This window comes from Bacillus sp. V3B, from assembly GCF_024494465.1.
Lineage (GTDB): Bacteria > Bacillota > Bacilli > Bacillales > Cytobacillaceae > Bacillus_BD.
This window is the reverse complement of the sequence record NZ_JAETXM010000007.1, coordinates 103,835-128,168: the sequence shown is the minus strand read 5'-3', so window position 1 is coordinate 128,168 and position 24,334 is coordinate 103,835. Positions and strand designations below refer to the sequence as shown.

Annotated in this window: 23 protein-coding genes and 1 pseudogene; 16 read left to right on the top strand and 8 right to left on the bottom strand. The window is 35.8% G+C overall.

Annotation, left to right across the window (positions count from 1 at the left end):
- Positions 1 to 512 precede the first annotated feature (512 nt).
- Both JMM81_RS10750 and JMM81_RS10745 read right to left on the bottom strand, forming a co-directional pair.
- Positions 513 to 851 (bottom strand): lectin, encoded by a 339-nt coding sequence (locus tag JMM81_RS10750; RefSeq protein ID WP_256241575.1) that lies wholly within the window; start codon positions 849 to 851, stop codon positions 513 to 515.
- A gap of 1,343 nt (positions 852 to 2,194) precedes the next feature.
- Positions 2,195 to 2,722, bottom strand: coding sequence for a hypothetical protein (locus JMM81_RS10745; protein WP_256241574.1), 528 nt, complete (start codon positions 2,720 to 2,722; stop codon positions 2,195 to 2,197).
- A gap of 490 nt (positions 2,723 to 3,212) precedes the next feature.
- Between JMM81_RS10745 and JMM81_RS10740 the strand changes: the two genes are divergently transcribed.
- Complete coding sequence (locus JMM81_RS10740; RefSeq protein ID WP_256241572.1) at positions 3,213 to 3,554, top strand: plasmid mobilization protein; 342 nt, start codon at positions 3,213 to 3,215, stop codon at positions 3,552 to 3,554.
- Positions 3,518 to 4,834 carry a relaxase/mobilization nuclease domain-containing protein gene (locus tag JMM81_RS10735; RefSeq protein ID WP_256241571.1) on the top strand — a complete coding sequence of 439 codons (1,317 nt, stop codon included), beginning with the start codon at positions 3,518 to 3,520 and terminating at the stop codon, positions 4,832 to 4,834. The genes JMM81_RS10740 and JMM81_RS10735 overlap by 37 nt, the downstream gene beginning before the upstream one ends.
- 683 nt (positions 4,835 to 5,517) lie before the next feature.
- On the opposite strand, the gene JMM81_RS10730 is transcribed toward JMM81_RS10735, so the two are convergent.
- Both JMM81_RS10730 and JMM81_RS10725 read right to left on the bottom strand, forming a co-directional pair.
- Positions 5,518 to 6,189, bottom strand: a complete 672-nt coding sequence (locus tag JMM81_RS10730; RefSeq protein WP_256241570.1) for a hypothetical protein — start codon at positions 6,187 to 6,189, stop codon at positions 5,518 to 5,520.
- Positions 6,190 to 6,510: 321 nt separating this feature from the next.
- Positions 6,511 to 7,536: a replication protein gene (locus tag JMM81_RS10725; protein ID WP_256241569.1), complete on the bottom strand. Its 1,026-nt coding sequence runs from the start codon at positions 7,534 to 7,536 to the stop codon at positions 6,511 to 6,513.
- Positions 7,537 to 8,163: 627 nt separating this feature from the next.
- On the opposite strand from JMM81_RS10725, the gene JMM81_RS10720 reads away from it, so the two are divergent.
- Positions 8,164 to 8,388 (top strand): helix-turn-helix domain-containing protein, encoded by a 225-nt coding sequence (locus JMM81_RS10720; protein WP_256241568.1) that lies wholly within the window; start codon positions 8,164 to 8,166, stop codon positions 8,386 to 8,388.
- Between the two features lies 1 nt (position 8,389).
- Positions 8,390 to 8,716 (top strand): hypothetical protein, encoded by a 327-nt coding sequence (locus JMM81_RS10715; RefSeq protein ID WP_256241567.1) that lies wholly within the window; start codon positions 8,390 to 8,392, stop codon positions 8,714 to 8,716.
- 129 nt (positions 8,717 to 8,845) lie between these two features.
- On the opposite strand, the gene JMM81_RS10710 is transcribed toward JMM81_RS10715, so the two are convergent.
- Together JMM81_RS10710 and JMM81_RS10705 are read right to left on the bottom strand one after the other, a co-directional pair.
- Positions 8,846 to 9,079 carry a hypothetical protein gene (locus JMM81_RS10710; protein WP_256241566.1) on the bottom strand — a complete coding sequence of 78 codons (234 nt, stop codon included), beginning with the start codon at positions 9,077 to 9,079 and terminating at the stop codon, positions 8,846 to 8,848.
- A 315-nt stretch (positions 9,080 to 9,394) separates the two neighbouring features.
- Positions 9,395 to 9,670 (bottom strand): hypothetical protein, encoded by a 276-nt coding sequence (locus JMM81_RS10705; RefSeq protein WP_256241565.1) that lies wholly within the window; start codon positions 9,668 to 9,670, stop codon positions 9,395 to 9,397.
- Positions 9,671 to 10,080: 410 nt separating this feature from the next.
- On the opposite strand from JMM81_RS10705, the gene yppF reads away from it, so the two are divergent.
- The 8 genes and pseudogenes from yppF to JMM81_RS10665 all read left to right on the top strand — a co-directional run bounded on the left by yppF (position 10,081) and on the right by JMM81_RS10665 (position 17,222).
- The gene (yppF, locus tag JMM81_RS10700) at positions 10,081 to 10,302 is read left to right on the top strand and encodes a YppF family protein (protein ID WP_256241564.1); all 222 of its coding nucleotides are present in this window, start codon (positions 10,081 to 10,083) and stop codon (positions 10,300 to 10,302) included.
- 612 nt (positions 10,303 to 10,914) lie between these two features.
- Positions 10,915 to 11,825, top strand: a pseudogene (locus JMM81_RS10695) (aminotransferase class I/II-fold pyridoxal phosphate-dependent enzyme); the annotation flags it as partial.
- Positions 11,826 to 12,357: 532 nt separating this feature from the next.
- Positions 12,358 to 13,788: a MocR-like pyridoxine biosynthesis transcription factor PdxR gene (pdxR, locus tag JMM81_RS10690; RefSeq protein WP_256241563.1), complete on the top strand. Its 1,431-nt coding sequence runs from the start codon at positions 12,358 to 12,360 to the stop codon at positions 13,786 to 13,788.
- Between the two features lie 278 nt (positions 13,789 to 14,066).
- The gene (locus tag JMM81_RS10685; protein ID WP_375162369.1) at positions 14,067 to 14,255 is read left to right on the top strand and encodes a hypothetical protein; all 189 of its coding nucleotides are present in this window, start codon (positions 14,067 to 14,069) and stop codon (positions 14,253 to 14,255) included.
- A gap of 36 nt (positions 14,256 to 14,291) precedes the next feature.
- The gene (locus JMM81_RS10680; RefSeq protein ID WP_256241562.1) at positions 14,292 to 15,248 is read left to right on the top strand and encodes a carbon-nitrogen hydrolase family protein; all 957 of its coding nucleotides are present in this window, start codon (positions 14,292 to 14,294) and stop codon (positions 15,246 to 15,248) included.
- Between the two features lie 963 nt (positions 15,249 to 16,211).
- Positions 16,212 to 16,406, top strand: coding sequence for a hypothetical protein (locus JMM81_RS10675; RefSeq protein ID WP_256241561.1), 195 nt, complete (start codon positions 16,212 to 16,214; stop codon positions 16,404 to 16,406).
- Entirely contained in the window at positions 16,399 to 16,755 is a 357-nt protein-coding gene (gene tnpB, locus JMM81_RS10670; protein WP_309143490.1) for an IS66 family insertion sequence element accessory protein TnpB, read from the top strand. Before JMM81_RS10675 ends, tnpB begins: the two co-directional genes overlap by 8 nt.
- Before the next feature lie 80 nt (positions 16,756 to 16,835).
- Positions 16,836 to 17,222 carry an IS66 family transposase gene (locus tag JMM81_RS10665; protein WP_256241560.1) on the top strand — a complete coding sequence of 129 codons (387 nt, stop codon included), beginning with the start codon at positions 16,836 to 16,838 and terminating at the stop codon, positions 17,220 to 17,222.
- Positions 17,223 to 17,511: 289 nt separating this feature from the next.
- On the opposite strand, the gene JMM81_RS10660 is transcribed toward JMM81_RS10665, so the two are convergent.
- On the bottom strand, positions 17,512 to 18,054 hold the full coding sequence (locus JMM81_RS10660; protein WP_256241559.1) for a chromate transporter: 543 nt from the start codon (positions 18,052 to 18,054) through the stop codon (positions 17,512 to 17,514).
- 17 nt (positions 18,055 to 18,071) lie between these two features.
- Positions 18,072 to 18,698 carry a chromate transporter gene (locus JMM81_RS10655; RefSeq protein ID WP_256241558.1) on the bottom strand — a complete coding sequence of 209 codons (627 nt, stop codon included), beginning with the start codon at positions 18,696 to 18,698 and terminating at the stop codon, positions 18,072 to 18,074.
- 214 nt (positions 18,699 to 18,912) lie between these two features.
- Here JMM81_RS10655 and JMM81_RS10650 point away from each other — a divergent pair, with 214 nt between their 5' ends.
- The 4 genes from JMM81_RS10650 to JMM81_RS10635 all read left to right on the top strand — a co-directional run bounded on the left by JMM81_RS10650 (position 18,913) and on the right by JMM81_RS10635 (position 24,319).
- Positions 18,913 to 19,800: a LysR family transcriptional regulator gene (locus JMM81_RS10650; RefSeq protein ID WP_309143489.1), complete on the top strand. Its 888-nt coding sequence runs from the start codon at positions 18,913 to 18,915 to the stop codon at positions 19,798 to 19,800.
- A gap of 324 nt (positions 19,801 to 20,124) precedes the next feature.
- Positions 20,125 to 21,309, top strand: coding sequence for an ROK family transcriptional regulator (locus JMM81_RS10645; RefSeq protein ID WP_256241556.1), 1,185 nt, complete (start codon positions 20,125 to 20,127; stop codon positions 21,307 to 21,309).
- 543 nt (positions 21,310 to 21,852) lie between these two features.
- Positions 21,853 to 22,947, top strand: a complete 1,095-nt coding sequence (locus tag JMM81_RS10640) for an NAD(P)-dependent alcohol dehydrogenase (RefSeq protein ID WP_256241555.1) — start codon at positions 21,853 to 21,855, stop codon at positions 22,945 to 22,947.
- A gap of 46 nt (positions 22,948 to 22,993) precedes the next feature.
- Complete coding sequence (locus tag JMM81_RS10635; RefSeq protein ID WP_256241554.1) at positions 22,994 to 24,319, top strand: MFS transporter; 1,326 nt, start codon at positions 22,994 to 22,996, stop codon at positions 24,317 to 24,319.
- The last annotated feature ends 15 nt before the right edge of the window (positions 24,320 to 24,334 follow it).

Here is a 24,334-nt window from a genome sequence, read left to right as displayed (position 1 = left end):
ATAAATTCAGTAAATGCTACTGTCTAAAACTTACAACTTTTAGACACCTATAAAATGATCGTTTTTTAGACTACCGAACATGTTGTTACATTAGTTTAAAAAATGATCAATTTTAGCTAAAAATGAATGAACAATACATTAGGGATAATTTCTCAGGCACCAAAAAACCAACAGCTAATTTAAACACAATTCCATAAAAAAACCGTTTCCAAGATAGAAAACCGGCATTTTTGTTAGCAATATCCGCAGCGAAAGCAACAGTTTAAATGAGGTATATTTAATCTCTTACATTCTTGGACACAAGGATCATCCTCTGGTAAATAACTAGGATAAAAGGGATATGGATAATGCCCTTATTATTATGGATTATATCCATAATAATAAGGTGAAGATTGCATATAAGACAAAGTCCTTTCCCTCCTTATCTTTGTAACTCTCTTATTTAAGACTTAATGTTCGCAGCATTAGGTATTTTTTCTTTTAAGGGAATCGCTACGGTGCCTTTCCTAAAATCAATATGCGTATCGGTTCGTGCCTGTTGCCCATGCAGCCTTCTGACCATAAATAACAACATTTCCATCATTTTGGACAATTAAGTACGCATTATTCCACCCTGCTGTGTCAGAAGCCCAAACTGGGCCTGGGTATCCATAAATAACAAAGTTTCCATCGCTTTGCATTATGGCACGACTAACTGCCCTACCTTGGGTATTACTAGCCCAAAGTGCTTGATTTCCTTCATATAACACAAGATTCCCATCATTTTGAAGGATGAATCGATACCGTCCATTGGCTGAACGCAAACTTTCTCCTGGATAAAGAGTTTGACCTGATAATAATCTGTCCGCCATAGCCTTTACTCCCTTCAGTAATATACCTACAGCATATATTTATGCTATAGGTATATGTGTGTATCCGCAAATACCATCGTTGTATAAGCCTGTATGCAAAAAGTTGTAAAATTAAATAAACCTCTTTTCCTTTTGGAAGTTGGTATCAATAGATACGGCTATTTCATTGCTAGTATATACTTTCGTTACCCTAGCTTTATTCGGTCTACAAATATATATTTGCATAACAAAAAGAAGCCACCATAACTGGTTCCTTCTCAAGGCAGTAAATGGTCCTTTTTAGACATAAAAAAAGATACTCACCTAATGAGTACCGATCAAAACAAAAATACTTTGAAAATCTATTCTCTATATAAAGCCATCTTCTAAAATTCCGTTTTCACCTAAGCAAAAGTTAACTTTCACTTATTCGTTCCCTCAAATTTTGATAATTCACGATTTTACATATTGGACACCGCTCAACTAGACTATGCTTGTCATTGGTTATTTGATTAATAACCTCAATTACTTTTTGAAGTTCTGGAATCATATCAGCACTTCTTTTTTAGCATGTAGGTTGTGATGGAATTTGAGAACTGCAAAATGCAGACCTCACAACTTTTAGACAACCTTTAACACTCGTTTTTGACATAAAAAAAGTTGTGGATCTAGTCTCCGACACCGATTAAAGGAGAATCGTCTTTTTTGTTGTTCGGAACAGCGGAATGATTCAAGGAAGGATAAGATAAGCCGTATTTCGGCGGTATAAGATCGCCCTGGGGCGTTTAGCTGTGTAATAGCTGGATCAAGTCGATAAATCTCAAAAAGTGCACGGTACTCATTATGTGAATCCCTGCAAAACCTGCATTCTGATGAGTTATGACGCTGATAATGAATGTTATGTTCTGAGAACAAAATGTAACTTTTTATGTAAAATCATACCTGTAAATCAAAGACAAAAAATGTCCTTCGATAAGGAGTGCCATTTTTATGTCGAAACTTGTTTTACATTAACCTTTGAAAATGTAAGCGTTTTCTATTATAATGATAATGGGTTGGATGGCATGTGTGGCTGTCATAGTATCTGGCGTAGGTGGGGCCGATACCAGGAAGAGGGCTTAAAGAAAATGGCCTTTTTGTTTGTTAAAACTAGCTTTTTTATGCAGTTGAGAGGTTTCTTCAGAAGCTGAAAACGTTGATGTAACAACGATGTATAAAAACCTGTATAAACGATTAAAAATGAACGAACGCCAATCTCTTGAATCATAAGGGTTTGGCGTTTTTGCTATTTCCTAAAATTGCTATTATTTAAATTGATAATGTATATAATGTGGTCAAATCGAAAAAAGTAGGCCTGGCTCTACCTACTTTTTTCGATTCGAGTTTTTCCTGTAAGTTTTTTCGATTAAAGCCCCTAAAAGTGCCCCTAATAATCCCAATATTAAACCGTTATAAACAGGGAAATGTAAAAAATATAGATATTTTACCTGTTCAAGGGTTTTGTGATTATGCCAATAAAGTCCCAAATTCATTCCGATTACCATGCCAAAAAAGAAGCCTGTAAAATAGGTTTTTTTAACAAGGCCCTTACCTTCCACTTTATAATTATTGGCCTTTGCATGGTTATAAGCTTGCCAAATAGCAAAGCCATAAATAGAAGGATAGAATAGACCCCATTCATAATTAATGACTTCATGGGCTTGTAGAAAATCCCCATTAAATGAATACAAGATTGCTAGGTTCAGATTAGAATAAAGATTAATTAGAAATTCTAACCCTATTAAAAGAAAGGCTGGTATGTAATATCTGTTATAGATCTGCCCTAGACCTGGGAGTGCAATAGACCATAGTATGGCTGATATAGGGCTTCTGTAAACTTGTCTTTGTCTCATGATGTCCACCTTTGGAAGAATTTTAAAAACGATCTATTATTATTAAACTCCTTTTTTAGTTTTAGTAGGTACAATTCACAAATTTTTTACATATTTCAGGAATAAAGCCCTAAAAGATAGCCTTAATTCATATAATCATTCTCCAACAATCGGCATGCTTTAATTGAGTAAGAGTGATCATTATCAACGGTCTTTTTTTATGTTGCAGCCTTTAGGCTGCAACCATCACCATAAAGGGGATGAACCCTGATCAGCTGAAGCTGATCGAGAAAGCCATGAAGGCTTTCTTGTTTTTAAGAAGGTTTTAGGTTTTTCATTTTCAAGTAACACGTAGAAAATGACATTGGCGATGAGCCAATGAAAAGGGGGTTTGGGGCATCGCACCAACAAGATAGCTGATGTCACGTAGTGACAAAAGCGAATCTTACTCATTCCACTGAATTTGTGATAGGATGGAAATATAATACAAAAATGAAAAATTAGGGAGGTGTTGAGTTTCTTGGGAAACGAACGAACACCGAGGGAAAATTACATAAATTTGCGCGTTTCGAAGGAAGAGCAAAAACAAATTGCGGAAAAGGCAAAAGCCAACGGCTTGAGCGTTTCGGAATTTTTGCGAGAGTTGGGAACAGAGCAAAGAGTGAAGCAATCTGCGATTGATGAAGAGACGGCAAAAGAATTGAGACGTCTCCTCTTTGCGATTGGGAACAACGTCAATCAACTGGCAAGGAAGGCGAATGCCGGACAGGTCCAGGTGATGGGCTTGAACGAAGTTCAAGAGGAGCTAAGCAAGGTATGGCAGTTATTAAACTACTCTCTACGAAAAAAATAAGCTCGTTGCTGCAATATGCAGATAAACGAGCAGAGGTAAAAAGCAATTGCAACGTTTTTGATGAAAGACAAGCCACAAAAGAAATGTATGAAGTGAGAAAAGCCTTTAATAAAAACACCAGTGTTCAAGGTCATCATATGATTCAATCGTTTAGTCCAGAGGACAAGGTTTCACCGGAACAGGCGAATGAGATTGGCAGACAGTTAGCTGAAAAAGTGGCCATAGGACACCAAGTCATGATTTATACGCACGCGGACAAAGAGCATATTCACAATCATATTGTCATTAATTCGGTCCATCCGGAAACCGGGAAAAAGTATCATTCCGACCGAAAAAAGATGTATGAAATCAAAGAAATGAGTAATGATCTGTGTCGTGCTGAAGGTCTTTCAATCATCAAAGAACCAACTGAAAAAGCCACCTATAAGATGGCTGAAGTTCAACTCTTAGAACGTGGGGAAATTCCGTATAAAGAGCATGTGCGTCAGGCCATTGACGTGGTAAAAACGGCCGTGAAAACGTTGGAAGAGATGAGAGAAAAGCTAAAAGAAAAGTTCCAAATTGAAATGAAAATTCAAAATAGAAATGTTTCGTTTAAGGCTCCTGATCGAGAGCGTTTTGTGAGAGGGAAAACACTGGGTTCTGGCTATACAAAGGAGGCGTTGGTAAATGAGTTGGAAAAACAATTTGAAAGAGGCACAGCACGATCTGCAGGAAGAAATGACAACGCTGATACTGGAGGATCCACCACAAAAGATACAGGAAACAGAGAGAGAGCAGATCGACTTACAGGAAGTGAAAGAACTCTTAGCAGACTTGAAAAATTTTCAGAATATACAATGGGACAGAAACGTCCTTCACAAAAACCAGTTAGAGCAAATGATGACCGAAGTCATGAAAGAAATGAAAGCAACACAAGAGCTGTCTCAAGAACTTTGGAAACAAACACAGCAGAACAACAACGAGATCAAAGAGCAGTTAGCAGCAGTCCTGGAGAACAACAACGAGGTAAATCAAAAGGTTCAGAGTCTCATATCAAGCCATTACCAGAAGAACGTGAACGTAACAGAGAAAGCATTGGAAGTCATCACGAAATTGGAGCCGATCAGAGAGCAAGAAAAGAAAATGGTGACAAAGGAAAAGCTTCAACTGTTCACGATCGTAGCAGGGTCGAGCATCCTGGGCTCAATCGTTCTGAATCTTCTTTGGATGGTTCTGAGCAATTAAAACCAACAAAGATAGATAAAAATAAAGATAGGGGAATGGATTTTGACCGATAAAGTAAAAGGGCACTTCCTTGGGGTATTACTTTTTATTGTTGTTATTATGGTTAACCCTTAACTTACCTAAAATTAGGTGGTTAACCGGGGCAACCTTGTTAACTGAGAAAGTTATACAACAAGTATTGTAAGGTAATTCAACACATAAATTGTTGAGAAAGAATGCTGACGTCACTTTCCCCCACTCTCATTTTAATACAGACTTTTGACCATATGACCAACCAACCTTAAGATATTTTCCAAATTTAATAAAACAGCTGTTGCGAGAGATCAGCCCAATAAACGTTGCCAGATGCTTTTTTTTAGTTCAATTTTTTCCTTTTTTTCTATTTTCATAATGAAATCCACTGATTTTGGGGTATGGAAACGATTCCGGATTTCAGGGGCCACTATGGGGGTAAATACCATTTAATCAATTTTGATAAGCCTTGAAAATCAATAAATCGTTACCCTCTCAATAGGGTACACTCATTTGATAACTCTAAATAAACATTAAGCAAAAACCCGTCCATAGTTAATGTTTTAGATGTGGCCCCTCATTCCTCGAATCGTTTCCTTCCCCCATTACCGAGAATGCCGTATTTGACCTTTAGAACCCTAACCCTTAGTGTTAACTATTAAAATTAAAAATTAAATGATTACAGGCCATATATAAAGGTCTGAGACGCATGATTGATATACCTTTATACTTGTACCCTTAAGTATTCAGAAAGAGATTCATAGTTTTTTGAAAAATATTTAAAAACTATTTCTGAACTAAATGCTTGTGTATTCAGCTGATAAACATGCTTATCAATATCCACTGTACACCGTTCATTACCATAGTATTTTTTCACCCGTTCTAAAGAATCCAAATCGGGTAAATCATCTTTGGCAATTAGATATGGCGTATTCATAAGAAATAAAAGAGTCCTACCATGACTGTCCTCTTTTTCGTCTAATACAGCAATCGAAAAAAGACTAAAATAGTGATCTTTTCCTTTCTGACAATTAGGGCATGATTCAAACCATTCGTGTCTTTTATATAGATATAAGTGTGTATTCATATTAGCCTTTTTCATTTGTGCATAGTGAGAGTAGCACAATTTCTTATGAAACTTAGGGATATATTTTCTAACACTAACGTAATCACTTTTTAGTAGTAAAATTAATCCGTTCTTTTTGAGTGTGAATAGCTGTTTCCTTTCTTCTAGATTATTAGATCCTTCTGCAAGTTTACTTAGCCAGTAAACCCAATAAGCTAACCTACCAACTAACACTAGCTCTTTGTCTTTCTTTTTCCACTCTACTTGTAATGCTTTATATCCTTCGGTATATTCCTTTTTAATATCAGCGATTGTTATATCCATATTCAATTAGTCCTCCTTTATTGTTTTTATCAACTTTTAACTATTGAATTGTTTTTTCTCTTAATAAACCTTTTCGAGGGGATATGTAAAATACCCTATCTGCGTTTTGTCGACTGAACCCCAACTAGAATAAACCTACAAAATCCCCTATTTGAGTTTTTTTGTATTAGGTTAATAAAAACTACTAATCTACTATTCAAACGCTAAATACAGCAATCTGATAAACCTGAGAGGTATTTAAACGGAACTATAACACGCTAATGGGTAGACTGCTCCTATTTATCGTATATAAGTATGATTATAGGCTTATCTGCTGTGAGTGAGTTTTCAAGCTCGTAACTGCTGTAGCATCCGTTCAATTTCCTCTTTCTTTGGATCAACAGCTTCACTATTTGGTTTTTCCTTTTTCTTTGGTTCAACTTGACCCTGCTCTTTTTTATCATCAAACCAATCAGGTAGCTTTTCAGTTCTAGTCGGCTTATTTGGCTTTCTAACAGGCTTTTTGTTCTCGCCCTTAGTCTTACTATCTAGAATGTTTTTAAGTTTTCCTACAGCCCACAAATAAGGAGACTTACAATGACCCTCTACAAAATCTGTTAAGGATAGTCTGATCGCTTCGATCACATCATCATTCGTATATCCAGTTATTCCTTCTCTTAGTAAACGAGTTTCAAATGCTTTAGCATTTTCTAGAGTTATGTCTTTTGAAAGCAAGAATGAAATTAATTCAGAATGAGGTGAAACCTCTTCTTCTTCTTTGTTTAAATCTTTATTTAAACCTTTATTTAGAGATGCTTCAACACCTATAGTATCAAGGGATTCAGCTTCTACAATACTAACCTTTTGGTTACCCTTAATACTAACCTTTTGGTTATACTTATCTATAACCTTTTGGTTAGTATCATCATCAATACTAACCTTTTGGTTACTATCTTTAATATGTGGTTTTTCGGCATTATCCCAAGGTCGCTTTTTCTCTTTTATTAAATTTAAACGATATATTTTTTGGCTTGGGTGCAATGTTTTCCCTATTAACTTTTCTATGTTTGCTCTTACCTTTTTTGATAGCTTACCTACTTCGATTGATTCTAAAAATTGTTTGTTATCGACTAGATCCGTTAAAGCATTAACCACCGAATTTCTTTTCTTTATATCGAATAGGTCCATAATGTAAGTGCTGGATATAACGAGTGCTTTGTGTTTGTCATGCCATCCGAATGTTTCTCGAAAGACTAAGTTCATGATCCTCATTTGTAAGGCTGTAAGATCGCACTCAGCTGATGTTGTGTATTCTAAATATTCATTTGGTACTTGTGTAAAGTTTGGGCTTTGGAATCCATTAAATTTTGTCATTTTGTTTTATCTCCCTTTTTCTCGGAAAACAAAAAGAACGCTGTCCATCGTAAAAAATCTACGACAAACAACGCTCTACAAAATTAGACAGTAGATCCCTCTTGAAAAAAACTACATTATCACTTAAAATAAGTGCATAACATAGCAGTAAGGGTCTTAAGCAGGTGTTTGTCGTGGTCTCGGCACGACGGACGTTATAAGAGGATTGCAGTCCTACTTATAAACGCTTTAAGGCTCTTTTGCTTTTATCCGATCATTTAATTGTTGGATTAATTGTAAACTTTTAACTCTAGCAATTCAATACTAGATTAAAAATAGGACAGTGTGATCAAGTCTTTTTTCATGATAGAATGGAATTGTCGATATTCCAATGAAGAGCCACTTCGTTTCCAGCGTTGTGGCTTTTTTAATTTGGACCATAAGAAATAGAAGTGGATCTGCATACCTAGCCTTTCTTTTAATTTCAATCGATTTTTATTCTATTTGTATCCCCTTGGTTCTTTAACTTTATAAAGAAATTCTATATATTTAGTTTTGAATTATCAAATAAATCATTTAAAATCATGTATTTTTTCTTTAATATATTGTAGAATTATGTCCATAGAAAGATAGAAATGAGGTTTTGCTATGAGTTTCTCTTATGATCCACTATGGAAACTACTGATCGATAAAAAAATGACAAAAGAGAAACTAAGAACAGCAATAAAAGTTTCCCCGGCTACGATTGCGAAAATGGGCCGTAATGAAAATGTAGCGATGTCTGTACTGGATAGGATCTGTACTTACTTGGATTGCCAGCTAGACGACGTGGTCGAATACGAAAAATCAAATAAAGAAAGGGAGGTCCGATAAAGTGAGTCATGAATTATTAAAACAAATTTTAGATGAGTTAAAAGGGTTAAACCAACGTGTAGGTGGTATAGAAAGCGAAATACAAGACGTGAAGTCACAAATGAACAGCCGTTTTGATACCATAGAAACCAACATGAGCCATATGCAAGGTGATGTTTCTAGCATTAAAAATAGCGTTGACTGTGTGGAACAGAATGAACCAGCTGACGTTTTAGCCATGTTGAAACAGATCAACGGGAAACTGGATGGAAGAGACGATGAAATCCAAGTTCTTAATAAACGATTATTTAAAACAGAATCAGAAGTTGAGCGTTTAACGAGACAATAGAAAATTTATCAATATCCAATTAACATAATGAGTCTTCTCAGAACCAATAAAAACCCTTTGAAAATAAAGGGTTTTTTTACGTAGTCAAAAATGACTAACCAATAAGAAATATACAGACCTTACTTTTATTTATTTCCATACTTGCCACCATTTCTTTTCCTTTACGGCTGCTGGCTCTTGTATTGTTTTTACTATCTGTTCAACTTGATTACTTAATTCGGAAACATGTTCTGCTAATTCTTTTACATTTTCATTCTGCTTGATCTCTGATAATTGCTGATTGATATTTTCTAATTGTTCGTTCACATCCTTCATGTATCGGTCATTCATGCATACATCATACGTTGATAATCTTATATTCATTGATACAAAAGGTTTCTCCTTCCTATCAGTCATGACTGATTATATTATAAATTCATCCGGTCATGAAAATTTATATATTGGTTGTATAAAGCTACTTCTATTAGTCAATAACAATACTAAGTAGTCCCCTTGGGAGGTAGTTTATATGAAATGTAGATATTGTAGTAAAACTATACGTAAGACGAAGGATTCGCAAAAAAGATTAGGTCTATGTGCAAAGTGTTATAGCTGGGACAAAAAGTGGGTAAAAGAAGGTCTTAAATATTCAAGTGCAAAATAAAAATCTCCCTAGCCACACCTGGCCGGGAGATTTTTTTAATAATAAACCTTATTGTTAATCACTGTAGGGCGAACTTTGTATTCTTCCACCTTATTAAACTGGTCTTGTAACCACTCCAACACATTAGGTGAATCAAGGGCAATCCTTAACAGTTGGTCAGACATTTCTGATTTAGTCATTCCACAAGAAGTTGATAACCTGGAGAGTTTTCTATCGTATTCATTGTTAATTGAAATGCTGAACCGGACACACCTTTTACCACCTAAACTTCGTTTTTTAGCTGCATCTGAACGATTTTTTAATACACTCATTAAAATTTCCCCCTTACTGGATATATCAGTATTTGAAAGTGGTGTACTGCATCAGTGAACCACTTTTGATCTATATTTATGCTTGTCCATTTGTGTTCAGAACAATTTTTAATACAACCTCTTCCCTTCCTCTCTCCAAATGAGTTTCTTTTGTTTTTCCTTAGACTTTTCAAAGCTTGAAACTACATCAGTGAATCACTGCATCACTGATTCATCAGCAAAGGGAGGACCGAAAATTTAAAAATTAATCATGGTAGGGGTTACCGTCAACATTTCGGGACTGTACCCCAATATGTAAAAAAATACCTCGTGTTTGAATTTTTAAAAAAATAAACTTAAAACGATATACATGTTATAGTAATTGCGAACGCATACATTGTTCAAAAAAACTGATGAAATGAGTGATTACTATGTTAATAGAAAACTTAATACATCGTTTTGAACTAGTAAAAGAACGAAACCCATTACATGCCAATGAATTACTAGATTATATTCAAAAAAGTTATATTTATGGAGAATTATCTATTGTTGAATATAAAGAACTTTTTTTTGAACTAGACAAACTTAAAGCAAAAAAGCCAAATTCATTTTTTGTAAAACAAGACCTTTTTCTTTTGAAAAATGCAAATTAAGTTCTACAATCTAACAAATCACATTTTTAGTTAATATAATCGTTGTAGCTTTCTATAAAGTTTGATTAAAAATATCGCGTAAATTCCCGATTAACGGCCAAATAAAAAGAATCCATTTTGAAAAAAGATTGATCAAAATGGATTCTTTTCATATTCAGCGAGAGAACTATTTTATAAAAAAGTTTGATCATTTTAAATTGGCTGGTTTAGTTGAATAAGAAGTAAGAGACGATCCATCTTATATGATGTGGTCTTTTTTTATTTTATCTAATGTATGAAAATTTATATTTTCATACATTCATACCTTTGAATGGATTCACCTTCTGAACTTACACCCTTTATCTTCGAAAGGGAATAGTCTTTTTTATATCCTCCTTCATATAAATTTAGGAAACATTGGACAAGTCTGCGAAACAAGACAGAGTCCATATTGCCAAGATAATACAGAATAGATGGAGTTTACTTTAAGGAGATTGGATGGTTAAAAAACAATCAAATTGGATGGTTACTTTCTCTATAAATTCTTTAATATAGGTGAAAAGGTAATCATAGTGATTGCCTTTTTTATAATGTTACTGATGAAAAGTGAATAATCATTCCATTATGAGTAGCCGTTTTCAGCTTTCTTACTCTCTTGCTAAAGAAATAATGGTAACGCTAGGAGGGAGTCAAGCTTTAGACACTACATTGAGGACTATTATCAATCCAGGTGACGAAGTGCTGGTCATAGAACCAAGCTATGTTGCTTATGGGGCGTTGGTTTAATTGGCAGGAGGAAAACCTGTTCCAATTGTTACTGCTATGGAGAAAGCGTTTAAACCTCAACCAGAACAAATAAAACAAGCAATTTCCCCAAGAACAAAAGCAATAATTCTTTGTTTTCCGAACAACCCGACAGGAAGTTTGCTAGACAAACAGGAATTAGAAGCAATAGCTGATATAATCATAGCACATGATTTATTAGTTATTACAGATGAAATATATGCTGAATTAACGTATGAAGAAGACATTTTTTGTTCGATAGCCTCTTTAAAGGGAATGAGAGAGCGAACGATTCTTGTATCAGGCTTTTCAAAAGGCTTTGCTATGACGGGTTGGAGATTAGGATTTATATGTGCTCCAGATTATTTAACTCAACAAATATTGAAAATTAGTCAATTCACAACAATAAGTGCTCCTTCGATAACTCAGTATGGAGCCGTTGAAGCTTTAAAAAATGGGCAAAAGTATATCGTTGAGATGAGAAATTCGTATCGTAAACGGCGTAATTTTGTCGTAAAACATTTGCATGAAATGAGGCTGGACTGTCATTTTCCTGAAGGGGCATTTTATGTATTTCCATCGATTCGTCAAACTGGACTTACATCAGAAGAATTCGCGGAAAAACTACTTATTCAGCATGAGGTAGCGGTTGTACCCGGAAATGCCTTTGGAGAATGTGGAGAAGGGCATATACGGTGCTCCTATGCAACTTCAATGAAGAGGCCATGAAGAGAATGAAGCAATTTGTCGATAATTTATAGAGTTAATTGGATGGTGGTTAATTGTTGTTATTTTCTTATAATAGAGTTAGTTAAAGGGATTGACTTACCGTAAAGATCATTAGCTATACTCAATAGATTATTTTTAAGAGTTTTACTTGTTTTATCTCAAATATAATTATTGTATAAACGTAGAATTTTCTAAGAGGTGGAATATGAAGGTTATATATGCTTTGGTCATTATTCTTATAATAATATCTATTGTTTCAACGATATTAATCGCAGGTAAGGGCGACGATAATTATAGTAGCTCAACCAAAAGAAATTTCACAAATTTAACTTTAATTTATGTGGTCATTATTATCTTGGGTTTCATTGCCCTCGGTGTATATATTAGGTTTTTTTCTTAAAACAAATTATATGATGTTCTAACCTATTATTGTAATAATGATAATAGGTTATTTTTTCGAGTGGAGTTTTGTTTTTATTAGAAAGATAGGGCAGAGTAAAGAATACGAACGGGAAAATAATCATTTGGTAAAAGGTATTGATTAAATAATAAGGACTGTTATGCATGGATTGGAAACCAGATCGAAAAGCAAAAAAAGCTATTTATAAACAACTTGCTGAATATCTTGAAAATGGAATAGGGGATGGTACATTTCCACCTGACAAACCATTACCTTCTGAAAGGTACTTAGCTAAGGAGCTAAATATAAACCGAAGCACGGTAGTTGCTGCATATGATGAGTTGGAATCAAATGGGCTTATTCAAAGAAGTAGAGGAAGCGGGACGACTATAAGCAAGGATATATGGGGAATTACTAAGAAACGTATTCCTAGCTGGAATAGGTATATTGAGGCAGGTTCCTTCTTACCTAATTTACCTATTACCCAACAGATACGAAAAGAAGCCGTGGAACATAAAATGATTAATCTAGCCAGCGGAGAATTATCGGAGGATCTTTTTCCAATGGATTACTTAAGAGAAATTACTTCGACTAGATCGTTTATCGGAAGCTTAGGCTATGACCATCCGCAGGGAAGTGCAATATTAAGAAATACCATTACGAAGCATGTTAGGCAATTTCGGAAAATTGAAACGTCTCCTTCTTCCATACTAATTACATCTGGAGCACAACAAGCGTTACACTTAGTCGTTCAATGCTTGTTAAAGCCGGGAGATGCCGTGGCTTTAGAAGACCCGTCTTATAATTATAATCTTCCAATATTTAAATCAGCAGGAATCAAACCATATTTTTTATCAGTAGATAAGAATGGAATAAATCCAGAGGAATTACTGTCATTACATAAAAAACATCGAATCAGAATGATACTTTTAAATCCAGCTTATCAAAATCCCACAGGTTCCTTACTTAATGAAAATCAGCGAAAAGCGATTCTAGAAATATCTTCCGAACATGGGATTCCTGTCGTGGAAGACGATCCATATAGCTTAACATCCTTTACAGGGGAACAAGTTCCCACACTGAAATCGATGGACGTTCATGGAAATGTTTTATATATTAGTTCTTTGTCAAAGATTGTTGCTTCCGGGTTAAGAATTGGTTGGATTATTGGACCAAAACCTGTTATCGAGAGGTTATCAGATGCCAAACAACAAATAGATTTTGGTCATGCTAGCTTTACTCAATGGATCGCAAACGATTTTTTAGAATCAAACGATTTTCATGCTCATATTAAAAGACTAGTGAAAGAATTAGAAAAACGAAGGGATCAAATTGTAAATAGTCTTAGATTTTATTTAAAGAATCAAGTGGAATTCTATATTCCTCAAGGGGGAATTCATATATGGTGCAAGCTAAATAAAGATTTTAATGAAGTGAAATTGCTGGAAGAATCAATCAAAAGAGGAGTTATTTACGTTCCTGGTTCAACATTGGGATCTAAAAAGGGCTTCATTCGTTTTACTTATGCAAGAGAAGATGAAGAATCAATAGATGAAGGAATAAAAAGGTTTGCTGAAGCACTTAATTCCCTTTAAAATAAATCCTTCTGTAAACTACTCTTTATTATTCAGAATCATGGTAAAATCATGGTTCTTTTTTATCTATGAAGAATAAATGGATGGTCAAAAAAACATCTGATTGGATGGTTATAAAAAATATAAATCCTTTATTATTGAGACGTGGATGATCAAACATCCATGTAGGCTAATTAATAATGATTTGTGGTTAAATATGTGGATTGATTCACAAGTATCTTTTCACCATATAGTTTTTGAAATGGATGCAAAAGGATTGGAGGGGAAGGGTTATAAATATGATAAATCAGCGTAAAGCATTAGACTGCATTAAGCCCTATACACCAGGTAAACCATCAAGGGAAGTACAAAAGGAATTAGGATTAACAAGGGTTATTAAATTAGCATCAAATGAAAATCCTCTCGGTCCATCACCTAAATCCCTTGATGCTATAACAAGTAGTCTTTCTGGGATCAATTCTCGGTAATTAACGATTAGTTATCCGCAAATGGAGGTCTTATATATGGCTAACACGAATCAAAGTGTAAGGGTTGCTGTTATTCAAGCTGCATCAATTATTATGGACCGGGATGCATCTATTGAGAAGGCCATTACTCTTATTCAACAAGCAAGTGAAAAGGGAGCAAAAATCGTTGTTTTTCCGGAAGCGTTCATTCCTGCTTATCCTAGAGGCTTGTCCTTTGGAACGATAATAGGGAGCCGTTCGGATAACGGAAGGAAAGACTGGTATCGATACTGGGAAAACTCAATACCAGTACCTGGAGAAGAAACGGACCAACTTGGTAAAGCCGCACGTGAAGCTAGTGTATATCTTATCATTGGTGTAATTGAGAGAGATAGTGAATATAGTGGTGGCACTCTTTATTGCTCCGTGTTATTTTTTGATCCGGATGGGGTATTGCTAGGGAAACATCGCAAGTTAAAACCGACTGCAGCAGAACGGATTGTTTGGGGAGAAGGGGATGGTAGTACATTGCCTGTATTTGATACCCCATATGGAAAAATAGGAGCATTAATTTGCTGGGAAAACTATATACCTCTCGCTAGAGCAGCAATGTATGCTCAAGGAATTCAACTTTATATCGCCCCTACTGCAGATGCAAGGGAGACGTGGCAATCCACTATTCGTCACATTGCAATGGAAGGAAGATGCTTTGTCTTGTCCTCTAATCAATATGTAACGAAGGATATGTATCCTAAGGATTTAGCTTGTTATACTGATCTTGAATCTTCCCCAGAAGTGATGTGTACGGGTGGAAGTGCTATTGTTGGCCCGATGGGTGATTATGTGGCAGAACCTGTTTGGGGAAAGGAAGAAATGATCATTGCAGACCTTGATATGAAACAAATAGTCTATAGTCAATTTGATTTCGATCCTATAGGGCATTATGCAAGACCTGATGTATTTAAGCTGCAAGTAAACAGTGAGAAACAGGAGAGTATTGAGTGGAAGAAGTAATGATATGGTTACAACCCTATAAGATGAATCTATTTTCGAATAAATTTGGCTTTTTTGACTAACTTATTATTAATCTAGAGCTAGAACCCTTTATATAAAAAACGTAACTACTCAGCCATAACCTTGATTTAAGAGTTTGTTAGGCGGAATTTTGCTTTATTTGTTTTTATTTCGGTAAAGATATGTGCATACACCACCACATCTTGTGGTGAATTTTGTCATCCAACACAATAATAAAGCAAATAAACGCGTTTCTTGGTCCAATTTCTCTAGCTATCTGGTATTTTCATGGGATGGGGTACCTGAGTAGTTACAAAAAACTAGATTTATTTGATTATTATTCTAATCTAAAGGATCATCTTCGACTAATGTTATGTCAGGAATTGTTTATTAAACATTTGTGGAGTCATTTCAATATCGGTAGACTAGTTTTGGTTAGCATTCCAGTTATCGGATTATTATTTAGGAAATGCTTGAGATTGGGAATGTGTATAAATTGGATAGTTCATTTTTTTATAAATTCCTTATCATTGTAAGAAAGAGATTTCAATAGTAAACATTAATATATACTTTTCGGAGGTTATCTAATGCCAAATTGGTTACATAATACATTATATATCATTATATTAATAGTAAGTATGGGATGTGTTTCAAGTGGGCTTGAATGGAAATCTAACAAAAAAACTAACAAGAACTAAAGCCATTAATAGTCCAGCGAACGCTACAAGCTTTTGAGGCTTATTAAATCAAGGTATGATATGACTTCGCTAATTGCTCAAGCGCTATAGTTGAACAAAAGATTAAAACAAGAGAGCAACTACTTAAAATGTACCCTATAGAGTAGACACTAAAAAAAGAGTCTGCCCTCTAGGGTACTTTGTAATCCCCCATTCAAACAACGCATATAAACACCCAGCACCTCTTGGTACGATGAACGTATCAATTAAAGGAGGTGCTTTTCCTATGCCGAATCAAAAATTGACGATCGTCCCCGTTACACTACACCCAGACAGTAAAAAATCTTTACCATCCACTTCTTCAAAAGATCCTTCAACAAGCATTTGCACGATTAAAACAGCAAACGTTGAAGTATCCTTCTATGGTGGCGTAGATGAGCACGTGATCCAGACCGTCATGAGGGAGCTGAAAAATCTATGAGACACGATTATACAAGCGTGAAAATATCTACATCATTTGTGGGAAGACAGATATGAGAAAAGGAATTGATGGACTTGCCACACTGATTCAGGATTCTTTTGAGTTGGATCCGTATAGTGATTCGATTTTCTTATTTTCTGGATGGAGTAAAGAGCGATATAAATGTTTATATTTTGATGGTGATGGCTTTGCCATGCTCTACAAGCGTTTAGATAACGGCAAACTTCAATGGCCTAAAGATGAAAATGAAGTACGCAATCTTTCACAACAGGAGCTTCGCTGGCTCCTTGAAGGGTTATCGATTCAGCAACCAAAGGTCATTCAATCATCGTCAAAAGGTGTATTCTAAATTCGTATTTTTATCTTTATCCGACTCTTCGAAATGGTTATAATAGGGAGAACGAAATCGAACGGAAAGTGGCGAATGATATGGTGAACGTTTCTTCTACGAATGAAAATCAATATGAGAAATTAATTCGGTTGCTTGAAGAGCAATTGGCTCATACGAATCAACAAAACAAAGATCTTTCGGAAAAGCTAGATAAAGCTATTAAACAGAATGAAGCGTTAACCGAACAACTTCGCCATTTAACAAAGCTATTATATGGCTCTAAAACAGAAAAAGCGAAATACAACGCACCCGATGGGCAAGTGTCCTTATTTGAGGATGACCCGTCTTTTACTGATTCTGAGCACACAGAAGAACAAAGCCAACAGACGATTTCTTATACTGTTGTACGAAAAATTCAATTGGTCGAAAAAATTGGCTTTTTTCGGTCAACGAAGCTGGTGCAAAAGCAAACGCCATCTGTTTAAGTATCGCAGAAACCGCCAAAAGTAACGGTGTGGATTTCTACGAATACATAAAGAAACTTTTGACGGACCTATCGAATATCAGCATCCATCAAAACCCTGAAATTTTAAATCAATACATGCCCTGGTCAAAAATGATCCAGGCAGCATGTAACAGAAAATAAAATAAGCCGCATATTCGATTAAAAAAATCGTGATACACGGCTATTTTTCATGCGTACCGGGAAGGTGCACTTACTTTTTATAATTCGGGCTTACGGTATTTGCACCAGAACCAGATTTTTTGTACCATTCAAGAATAAAAGAGAACACCTACTAATCCAGAAAGAGCAATAACATAAATTGGATTCCAGCGGAATTTTACTAGAACGAACAATGATAATGTAAAGATGAATAATAAACTGATTGTATGTAATGACACATCAAGTGTAATGAGGTTATTGGAAAGTGCAAAACTAATAGCTGCATAGAGGATTAGACTCGTAACAATCGGTTTCAATCCGTAGAACATGGATTGAACAATCGGATGATGATGAAGTTTCATAAAAAAGGTAGCTACAATCAGGACTAAAATAAGGGAAGGGAGTAATATTCCAAGAGTAGAGATGATGGCTCCAGGTAAGCCTGCGGTAGAGTATCCAATTAAAACAGCTATATTAGCGCCAATCGGACCGGGAGACATTCCCGCAATGGCAATCATGTTTGTCAGTTGTTCAGAAGTCATCCACCCATGCTGCATAACCTCGGTTTCAATAATCGGGATCATGGCATATCCGCCTCCGAACGATACAAAGCCAATGATAAAAAATGTATAGAATAGTTGCCATAGTACCATTACGCTCACTCCCTTCCTTAAATTCCAGCTCCCATGTAATACTCAAGTTTGTTTTCGAGTTTATCCTGATCTTTACTATCATTCGCTGGCTTTTCATGACCCCATTTTCTTTTTACAAACAATGAGACAACTCCTAAAGCAGCTCCTGTTACGATTGCTAATATGGGGTGAAGAAAGAATAACAATGGAACTCCAATCACGGTGATGAAAAAGGTGAACTTGTCGACAATCGCTGTTTTCGCTACTTTAATAGCAGCGTAAACGATGATTGCCACGATGGCAGGTCGAATGGCCATAAATGAAGCCTCTAATTTTGGATTTCCTGCTATAAGGAAATAAGATAGTCCAAGAGAGAGGACAATTAAAAAGGTAGGTAGTGAAACTCCAATTAAGGCAGCAATCGCACCTTTCACTCCGCTTATTCGGTGTCCAATAAAGGATGCTGAATTAATCGCAACAGCCCCTGGCACGGATTGGGATAAGGCAAACACGTCCGTCACGTCTTCACTGTTTAACCATTTTTTCTTTTCTACTACTTCTGTTTCAATTAAAGGGATCATCGCAAATCCCCCTCCAAAAGTGGAAGGAGCAATTTTGAAAAAAGTCCAAAAAAGTTGGAATAGGATTTTCCATTGTTCCTTCATTTTATCTCCTTCTTTCTTTCGAGAATGTTATAGAATATTAGAAGGTGAGAAGTCTAGGTGAAGGTTGTAGCTCTTGTTTATTACATTATCAAAGGAGAACATGATAGTAAATTGCAATTAAATCATAGGGTATAATAAACTGTAATACCTAAGTAAATAGATCTGATTTTATAGAGAGATATGTTAATATTTTAGTAAATACTTAACTATGAAGGTGACTGTATTGAATATTGAAAACTTGAAAATGTTCTGTTTAGTAGTAGACGAAGGAAGTATTAGTCAAGCAGCCAGATTAAGTTTTGTCTCTCAACCAGCTGTAACAAGACAAATTAATCAATTGGAAAACTTTTATGGTACTTTGTTATTCGATCGAACAGGGGGAAAGTTAAAGGTAACCGAAGCAGGCAAAATATTGTACCCCTATGCTAAGACTATTGTGAATGATTTTAATCGTTCAAAAGAGGCTGTTCAACAGGAAACAGAAAAATACAATGCCAACCTCCAAGTAGGAGCCACCTTTACAATTGGGGAATATTTATTACCTAGCTTGTTAGGAAGGTTTAAAAAACAGAAACCGGACATTAAAGTAACGCTGACGATTAAAAATACTCCTAGTATTTTGGAAGATTTAACAAATGATGTGATTGATCTGGCTTTGGTCGAAGGGATTGTTGAAAATAACGACTTAACGGTTGAGAAATTTGCAGATGACGAATTGATTCTTGTTTGTGCACCTGACCATAAATGGGAAAAAAAGATAGACCTCGAAAAGCTAGTAAATGAGAGGATGATCTGGCGTGAATCCATCTCAGGAACACGGCTGATTGTTGAAAATATGTTAAAGGAATATGGAGTTTTAGAAAAAATAGATAGTTATATGGAAATTGGAAGCACACAAGCAATCAAAAGTGCTGTTGAAGCAGGACTTGGGGTTAGTATTCTACCAAGACTAACGGTTAGCAGGGAATTAGAACAAGGTACTTTACGGGAAGTTAGTATTGATGGAGTCAATCTCACGAGGAATTTATGGATGGTCAGAAAACCGCAGCGATTTTCTAAAGCATGGATATCGGATCTTTTGGAATTAATTATGAGTAAATAAAAAATCAGTACTGGTTAATCACCCTCTTGTTGTGGGGGGGGGGCTTTCTCACTTTTACAAGTTTTGGAATGTTATAATTGCTACTTCTCAAAAATTGAAACATCAGGGTGGAGAAGAGCTTTCACTATAGTTTCGACATCGAGGACTTTTGATAAGTAATATTAAAAATAATTGACGTTTTTAAGGCGGCAATTCTCAATTTAACTTAAGAAATACACTAGAACTTAACAACTAAGGGAAAGGGAGTTAAGTAAAATAATTTGATTTTCCCGAAAAGAAATGTGGTACTATCATAGTAAGTATAATAAACGGGTAGGGATGAACATGTTATCTCAGTTTTTTAAAGATCACTCCAGCCACAATCAACTGACAAAAGCCATTTATCTATGCATTTATGATAACGGACCGATATCAAGGGCAGAAATTATTACACAAACTCAAATTAATCGGGGGAAAGTGGATCGGTCCTTAAAAGAGCTTTTAGATAAGGGCTATACTTGTATCATTGGGCAAGGTAATTCTGAAGGAGGAAGGCCTCCAACCCTTTACCAAGTCAATCCAAAAAGCAGTTATATTATTGGTATTCAAATTACAAGGTACGATATAAGGATTGTTTTATTTGACTTACTGTTTGATAAGTTGAGTCAGAAAACAATTAGAATGACAGTTAGACATACGCCTGAAGTGGTGATAGAAGAAATGAAAAATACTATTAATGAGTTTATGAATGCACATCACTTTACGGTAAATGAGTTACTTGGAATTGGCATTGGGGCGATTGGACCTTTAGATCGAGAAAAGGGATTGATTCTAAACTCGGAGCCTTTTTTGACTCATGGTTGGGAAAATATCTCTATTGTCGAAAATATAAAGGAAACGTTTCCTGTTTTAGTGAAACTTGATAATGGTGCCAATACAGGGGTTCTTGCAGAGTATAAAAGAAAACAAGCTTATCATAATATACTAAATGTAATCGTTGGATGGACATGGGGATGTGGAGTTATTTTAGATGGGAAATTAGTGAACGTTGAAAGTAGCGATGTCAGTGGCTATGGTCATATGGTCATTAATATGAACGGAAAAGATTGTTTTTGCGGAAGAAAAGGATGTATGGTTGCTTATACTTCGCTCTATGCCATTCTAGATAAAATAAAAGAGTGTTCCCCCTACTTCTTTCAAGAAAAGTTAAAAGATTTTACACCGGTTGAACAAATATTAAATTTATTATCAGAACAGGATGTATCTACAAGGGATGTAATCTATGAATCTGCCAAATATCTTGGTGTCGGTATAGCCAATTTGGCTACTGTTTTTAATTCAGAATTAGTGATTGTCAATGGTCCTTTGATTAGCAAATACCCTGGCTACTACGAAGAGATTGTTCGCTATATTTCACTCAATCAGAATCCAAAAGAAAATATCCAATTTAGTAAAGGAGATTTTGATGGAGATGCTATGGTTGTAGGGGCGGCTATTCAAGTGTTTGACTATGCTAGTAAAAATCTATAAAAATTAAGAGTTGCAGCCATTCTTAGCTGCAACTTTTTTATTTTATCCTTTGTTAGTGAATACTGTGATTGGACCTAAAATAAACTCAAAAACAGTAGGAACATCTTGTATAGAAAAAAATTTGTAAAAATTAGATTAAATAAATAGTTGACAATATTCTAAAAATTAGATAAATTCAATATATCAACTTTACATATTTTATGTAAGACGAGGATAATCATTCTTTCGTCTCTAATTTTCCCTATGTTGTGAAAAAGTAAGAGGTTTAAATCTTATGCAGACACTTTATCACATTTTATGAAAAAGCAAGAGGTTTAAATCTTGCGACGACACTTTATCACATTTTGTGAAAAAGAGAGAGGTTTGAGTCTTGCGGTGACACGTTATTGCATTTCATGAAAAGTGTTTAGGGGAAAAGAAGAGGTTACTAAAAAATTTGTAAGCGTTGTACAAATTACTTATCAGTGAGAAATGTACAATCATTTCAAAACTTGATATCACCTTATTGCCGAAAGCTCAGAATGTTAATGAAGGAGGAAAACGATGATTACAAAAGCAGCAGTGGTTTCAGAAAAAGGGGCTCCATTTCATATTAAAGAAATTCAGTTAGATGGTCCAGATGTTGGCGAAGTACTTATAAGGCTAGTAGGCTCTGGAATATGCCATACGGATTTGATTGTCAGAGACCAACAGTTTCCAGTGAAACTACCAGCTGTATTAGGTCATGAGGGTTCAGGAATAGTTGAAAAAGTGGGAGAAGGAGTTACAGGCATTGAACAGGGGGATCATGTGGTTTTAAGCTATAGCTCATGTGGTGCATGCCCAAGCTGTTACGAAGGAAAAACATACGCTTGTGAAAATTTCTTTCAACTTAATTTTGGCGGGAAAATGAGTGATGGGACAAGCCGTTTGAAAGATGAAGGAGAGCCATTATCCCATTTGTTTGGTCAATCTAGCTTTTCTTACTACGCTGTGACAAATGCAAGAAATGTGGTAAAGGTCCCAAAAGACGTTCCACTTGAAATATTAGGACCGCTGGGATGTGGGATTCAAACTGGCTGCGGTGCCATTTTAAATAAATTAAAGCCTGAACCAGGATCCAGTGTGGCGGTATTTGGATGCGGTTCTGTTGGATTAAGTTCTGTCATGGCCGCTAAAGTAGCAGGTTGTACGACGATACTAGCCATTGATATTTATGAAGAAAGACTCCAGTTGGCGAAAGAGCTGGGAGCAACACATACAATCAATCCGAAGAGAGAAGATGCGCTAGAGGCTATTATGGAAATTACGAAAAAAGGGGTTAACTATTCATTAGAAACAAGTGGAGTACCACAAGTCTTAAGACAGGCTGTTGATTGTTTGGCCGTATCTGGAACAGCAGCCGTGATTGGAGCTCCACCCATCGGGACAGAAGTCAGTTTGGATGTAAAAACAATCCGTTCTGAACGGACGATTACAGGAGTAGTTGAAGGAAGTGGAAACCCGCAGGTATTTATTCCAAAGTTAATTGAATTATATAAAAAGGGACAACTACCGTTTGATAAATTAATGGATTTCTATAGTTTAGAAGAAATTAATCAAGCTTGTGAGGATGCGGAAAAAGGAATTTCTATCAAGCCAGTAATTAAATTTAATTGATAGTGAACTCTTAAGGTTCTATTTCATTTTATTGGGGGGAATGTTTATGTTCAAAAACAAATTCCGGTGGTTCATTATCTTATTTTTGTCCATCCTCATGATTATCAATTTTGTGGATCGGATTGTCATTTCTCTTGCTACAGAGCCTATTATGAAAGAGTTTGGATTTTCAGCCTCGCAATGGGGCTGGGTGTTAAGTGCCTTTTTCTGGGGACTTGTTCCTTTCTCCTTTATCGCAGGGATAGGGGCAGACAAACTGGGACCAAAGAAGATGTACACTTGGGGTGTAGTCGTTTGGTCAGCTTTTACAGTTGCCACAGCAGGAGCGTGGAATCTAATTACCTTCTTTATCTCACGTGTTTTCTTTGGAGTTGGAGAAGGTCCTACACAGTCAAATGGAATTAAAGTCATTTCGAATTGGGTAAGCCCTAAAGAATACTCAACCGCGTATGGTTTTGCTTTCGGAGGTGTGTTTTTAGGACCTGCGATTGCGGCACCGGTTCTTGGATGGATGATTGCTCAATTTGGTTGGAGAATGCCGTTTTACGTTATGGGGGTACTAGGATTTCTTTGGGTAATTGGATGGAAAAAACTATTTACTGATCGTCCGGAGAATAACAAATATGTAAGTGAAAGTGAGAAGAAGTGGATTCTTGAACAGCAACAACAGAATAAAGCTTCAGCGTCTACTGAAACAAATGGAGAGAAGAAGTCTATTAAAGAATTGCTAAGCATTCCAAAAGGAGTTCGAAAAACGATTATTGCTAACTGGTGGGCCGCTTTCTGTTTTGGTTACGCTCTATTCTTCTTAATGACATGGCTGCCTGGTTATTTAAACATGCAGCGTGGGTTTGATCTTAATTCAATGGGATTTGCGTTAATGTTTCCATGGCTTGGAGCTGCATTAGGAATTATGGGCGGCGGAAGAATCGCTGACTATCTTCTTGACAAAACCGGAAGCAGAAAAATTGCTAGAGCTTATTGGTGTGCAGGATCACTCTTAGTTGCGACCGTAGCCATGCTTTTAACGGTCTCTGTACAGTCATCAACTCTTGCCATTGTTGCTCTTACTATTGGTGGTATGGCCGTTGCAAGTGCAGGGGGAGTCGTTGGTCCTGTGCTTGCCGAAACATTACCAGGACAAGCGGGCGCACATGGCGGTGTGTTACAAGTATTTCAAACATTGCCAGGACTTATTGCACCTGTTGTTACGGGATATATTGTCGAGGCTACTCAAAGTTTTGACAACGCCTTCTATCTTACTTCCTTGATTCTTTTGTCAGGTGTAGTCATAACATTTCTATTCTTAAGACCTCCACATAAAAAAGAAGGTGAGGAAATAACGAAAGAGCCAACAGTTGTATTACATTAATGGATTTAACTTTAA

Bases quoted from the DNA above. Each gene is read 5' to 3' on its own strand.
- JMM81_RS10750 (WP_256241575.1), bottom strand. From the start codon at position 851: ATGGCGGACAGATTATTATCAGGTCAAACTCTTTATCCAGGAGAAAGT.
- JMM81_RS10745 (WP_256241574.1), bottom strand. From the start codon at position 2,722: ATGAGACAAAGACAAGTTTACAGAAGCCCTATATCAGCCATACTATGG.
- JMM81_RS10735 (WP_256241571.1), top strand. From the start codon at position 3,518: ATGGCAGTTATTAAACTACTCTCTACGAAAAAAATAAGCTCGTTGCTG.
- JMM81_RS10725 (WP_256241569.1), bottom strand. From the start codon at position 7,536: ATGACAAAATTTAATGGATTCCAAAGCCCAAACTTTACACAAGTACCA.
- JMM81_RS10720 (WP_256241568.1), top strand. From the start codon at position 8,164: ATGAGTTTCTCTTATGATCCACTATGGAAACTACTGATCGATAAAAAA.
- JMM81_RS10710 (WP_256241566.1), bottom strand. From the start codon at position 9,079: ATGAATATAAGATTATCAACGTATGATGTATGCATGAATGACCGATAC.
- JMM81_RS10705 (WP_256241565.1), bottom strand. From the start codon at position 9,670: ATGAGTGTATTAAAAAATCGTTCAGATGCAGCTAAAAAACGAAGTTTA.
- yppF (WP_256241564.1), top strand. From the start codon at position 10,081: ATGTTAATAGAAAACTTAATACATCGTTTTGAACTAGTAAAAGAACGA.
- pdxR (WP_256241563.1), top strand. From the start codon at position 12,358: ATGGATTGGAAACCAGATCGAAAAGCAAAAAAAGCTATTTATAAACAA.
- JMM81_RS10685 (WP_375162369.1), top strand. From the start codon at position 14,067: ATGATAAATCAGCGTAAAGCATTAGACTGCATTAAGCCCTATACACCA.
- JMM81_RS10680 (WP_256241562.1), top strand. From the start codon at position 14,292: ATGGCTAACACGAATCAAAGTGTAAGGGTTGCTGTTATTCAAGCTGCA.
- JMM81_RS10675 (WP_256241561.1), top strand. From the start codon at position 16,212: ATGCCGAATCAAAAATTGACGATCGTCCCCGTTACACTACACCCAGAC.
- JMM81_RS10665 (WP_256241560.1), top strand. From the start codon at position 16,836: ATGGTGAACGTTTCTTCTACGAATGAAAATCAATATGAGAAATTAATT.
- JMM81_RS10660 (WP_256241559.1), bottom strand. From the start codon at position 18,054: ATGGTACTATGGCAACTATTCTATACATTTTTTATCATTGGCTTTGTA.
- JMM81_RS10655 (WP_256241558.1), bottom strand. From the start codon at position 18,698: ATGAAGGAACAATGGAAAATCCTATTCCAACTTTTTTGGACTTTTTTC.
- JMM81_RS10645 (WP_256241556.1), top strand. From the start codon at position 20,125: ATGTTATCTCAGTTTTTTAAAGATCACTCCAGCCACAATCAACTGACA.
- JMM81_RS10640 (WP_256241555.1), top strand. From the start codon at position 21,853: ATGATTACAAAAGCAGCAGTGGTTTCAGAAAAAGGGGCTCCATTTCAT.
- JMM81_RS10635 (WP_256241554.1), top strand. From the start codon at position 22,994: ATGTTCAAAAACAAATTCCGGTGGTTCATTATCTTATTTTTGTCCATC.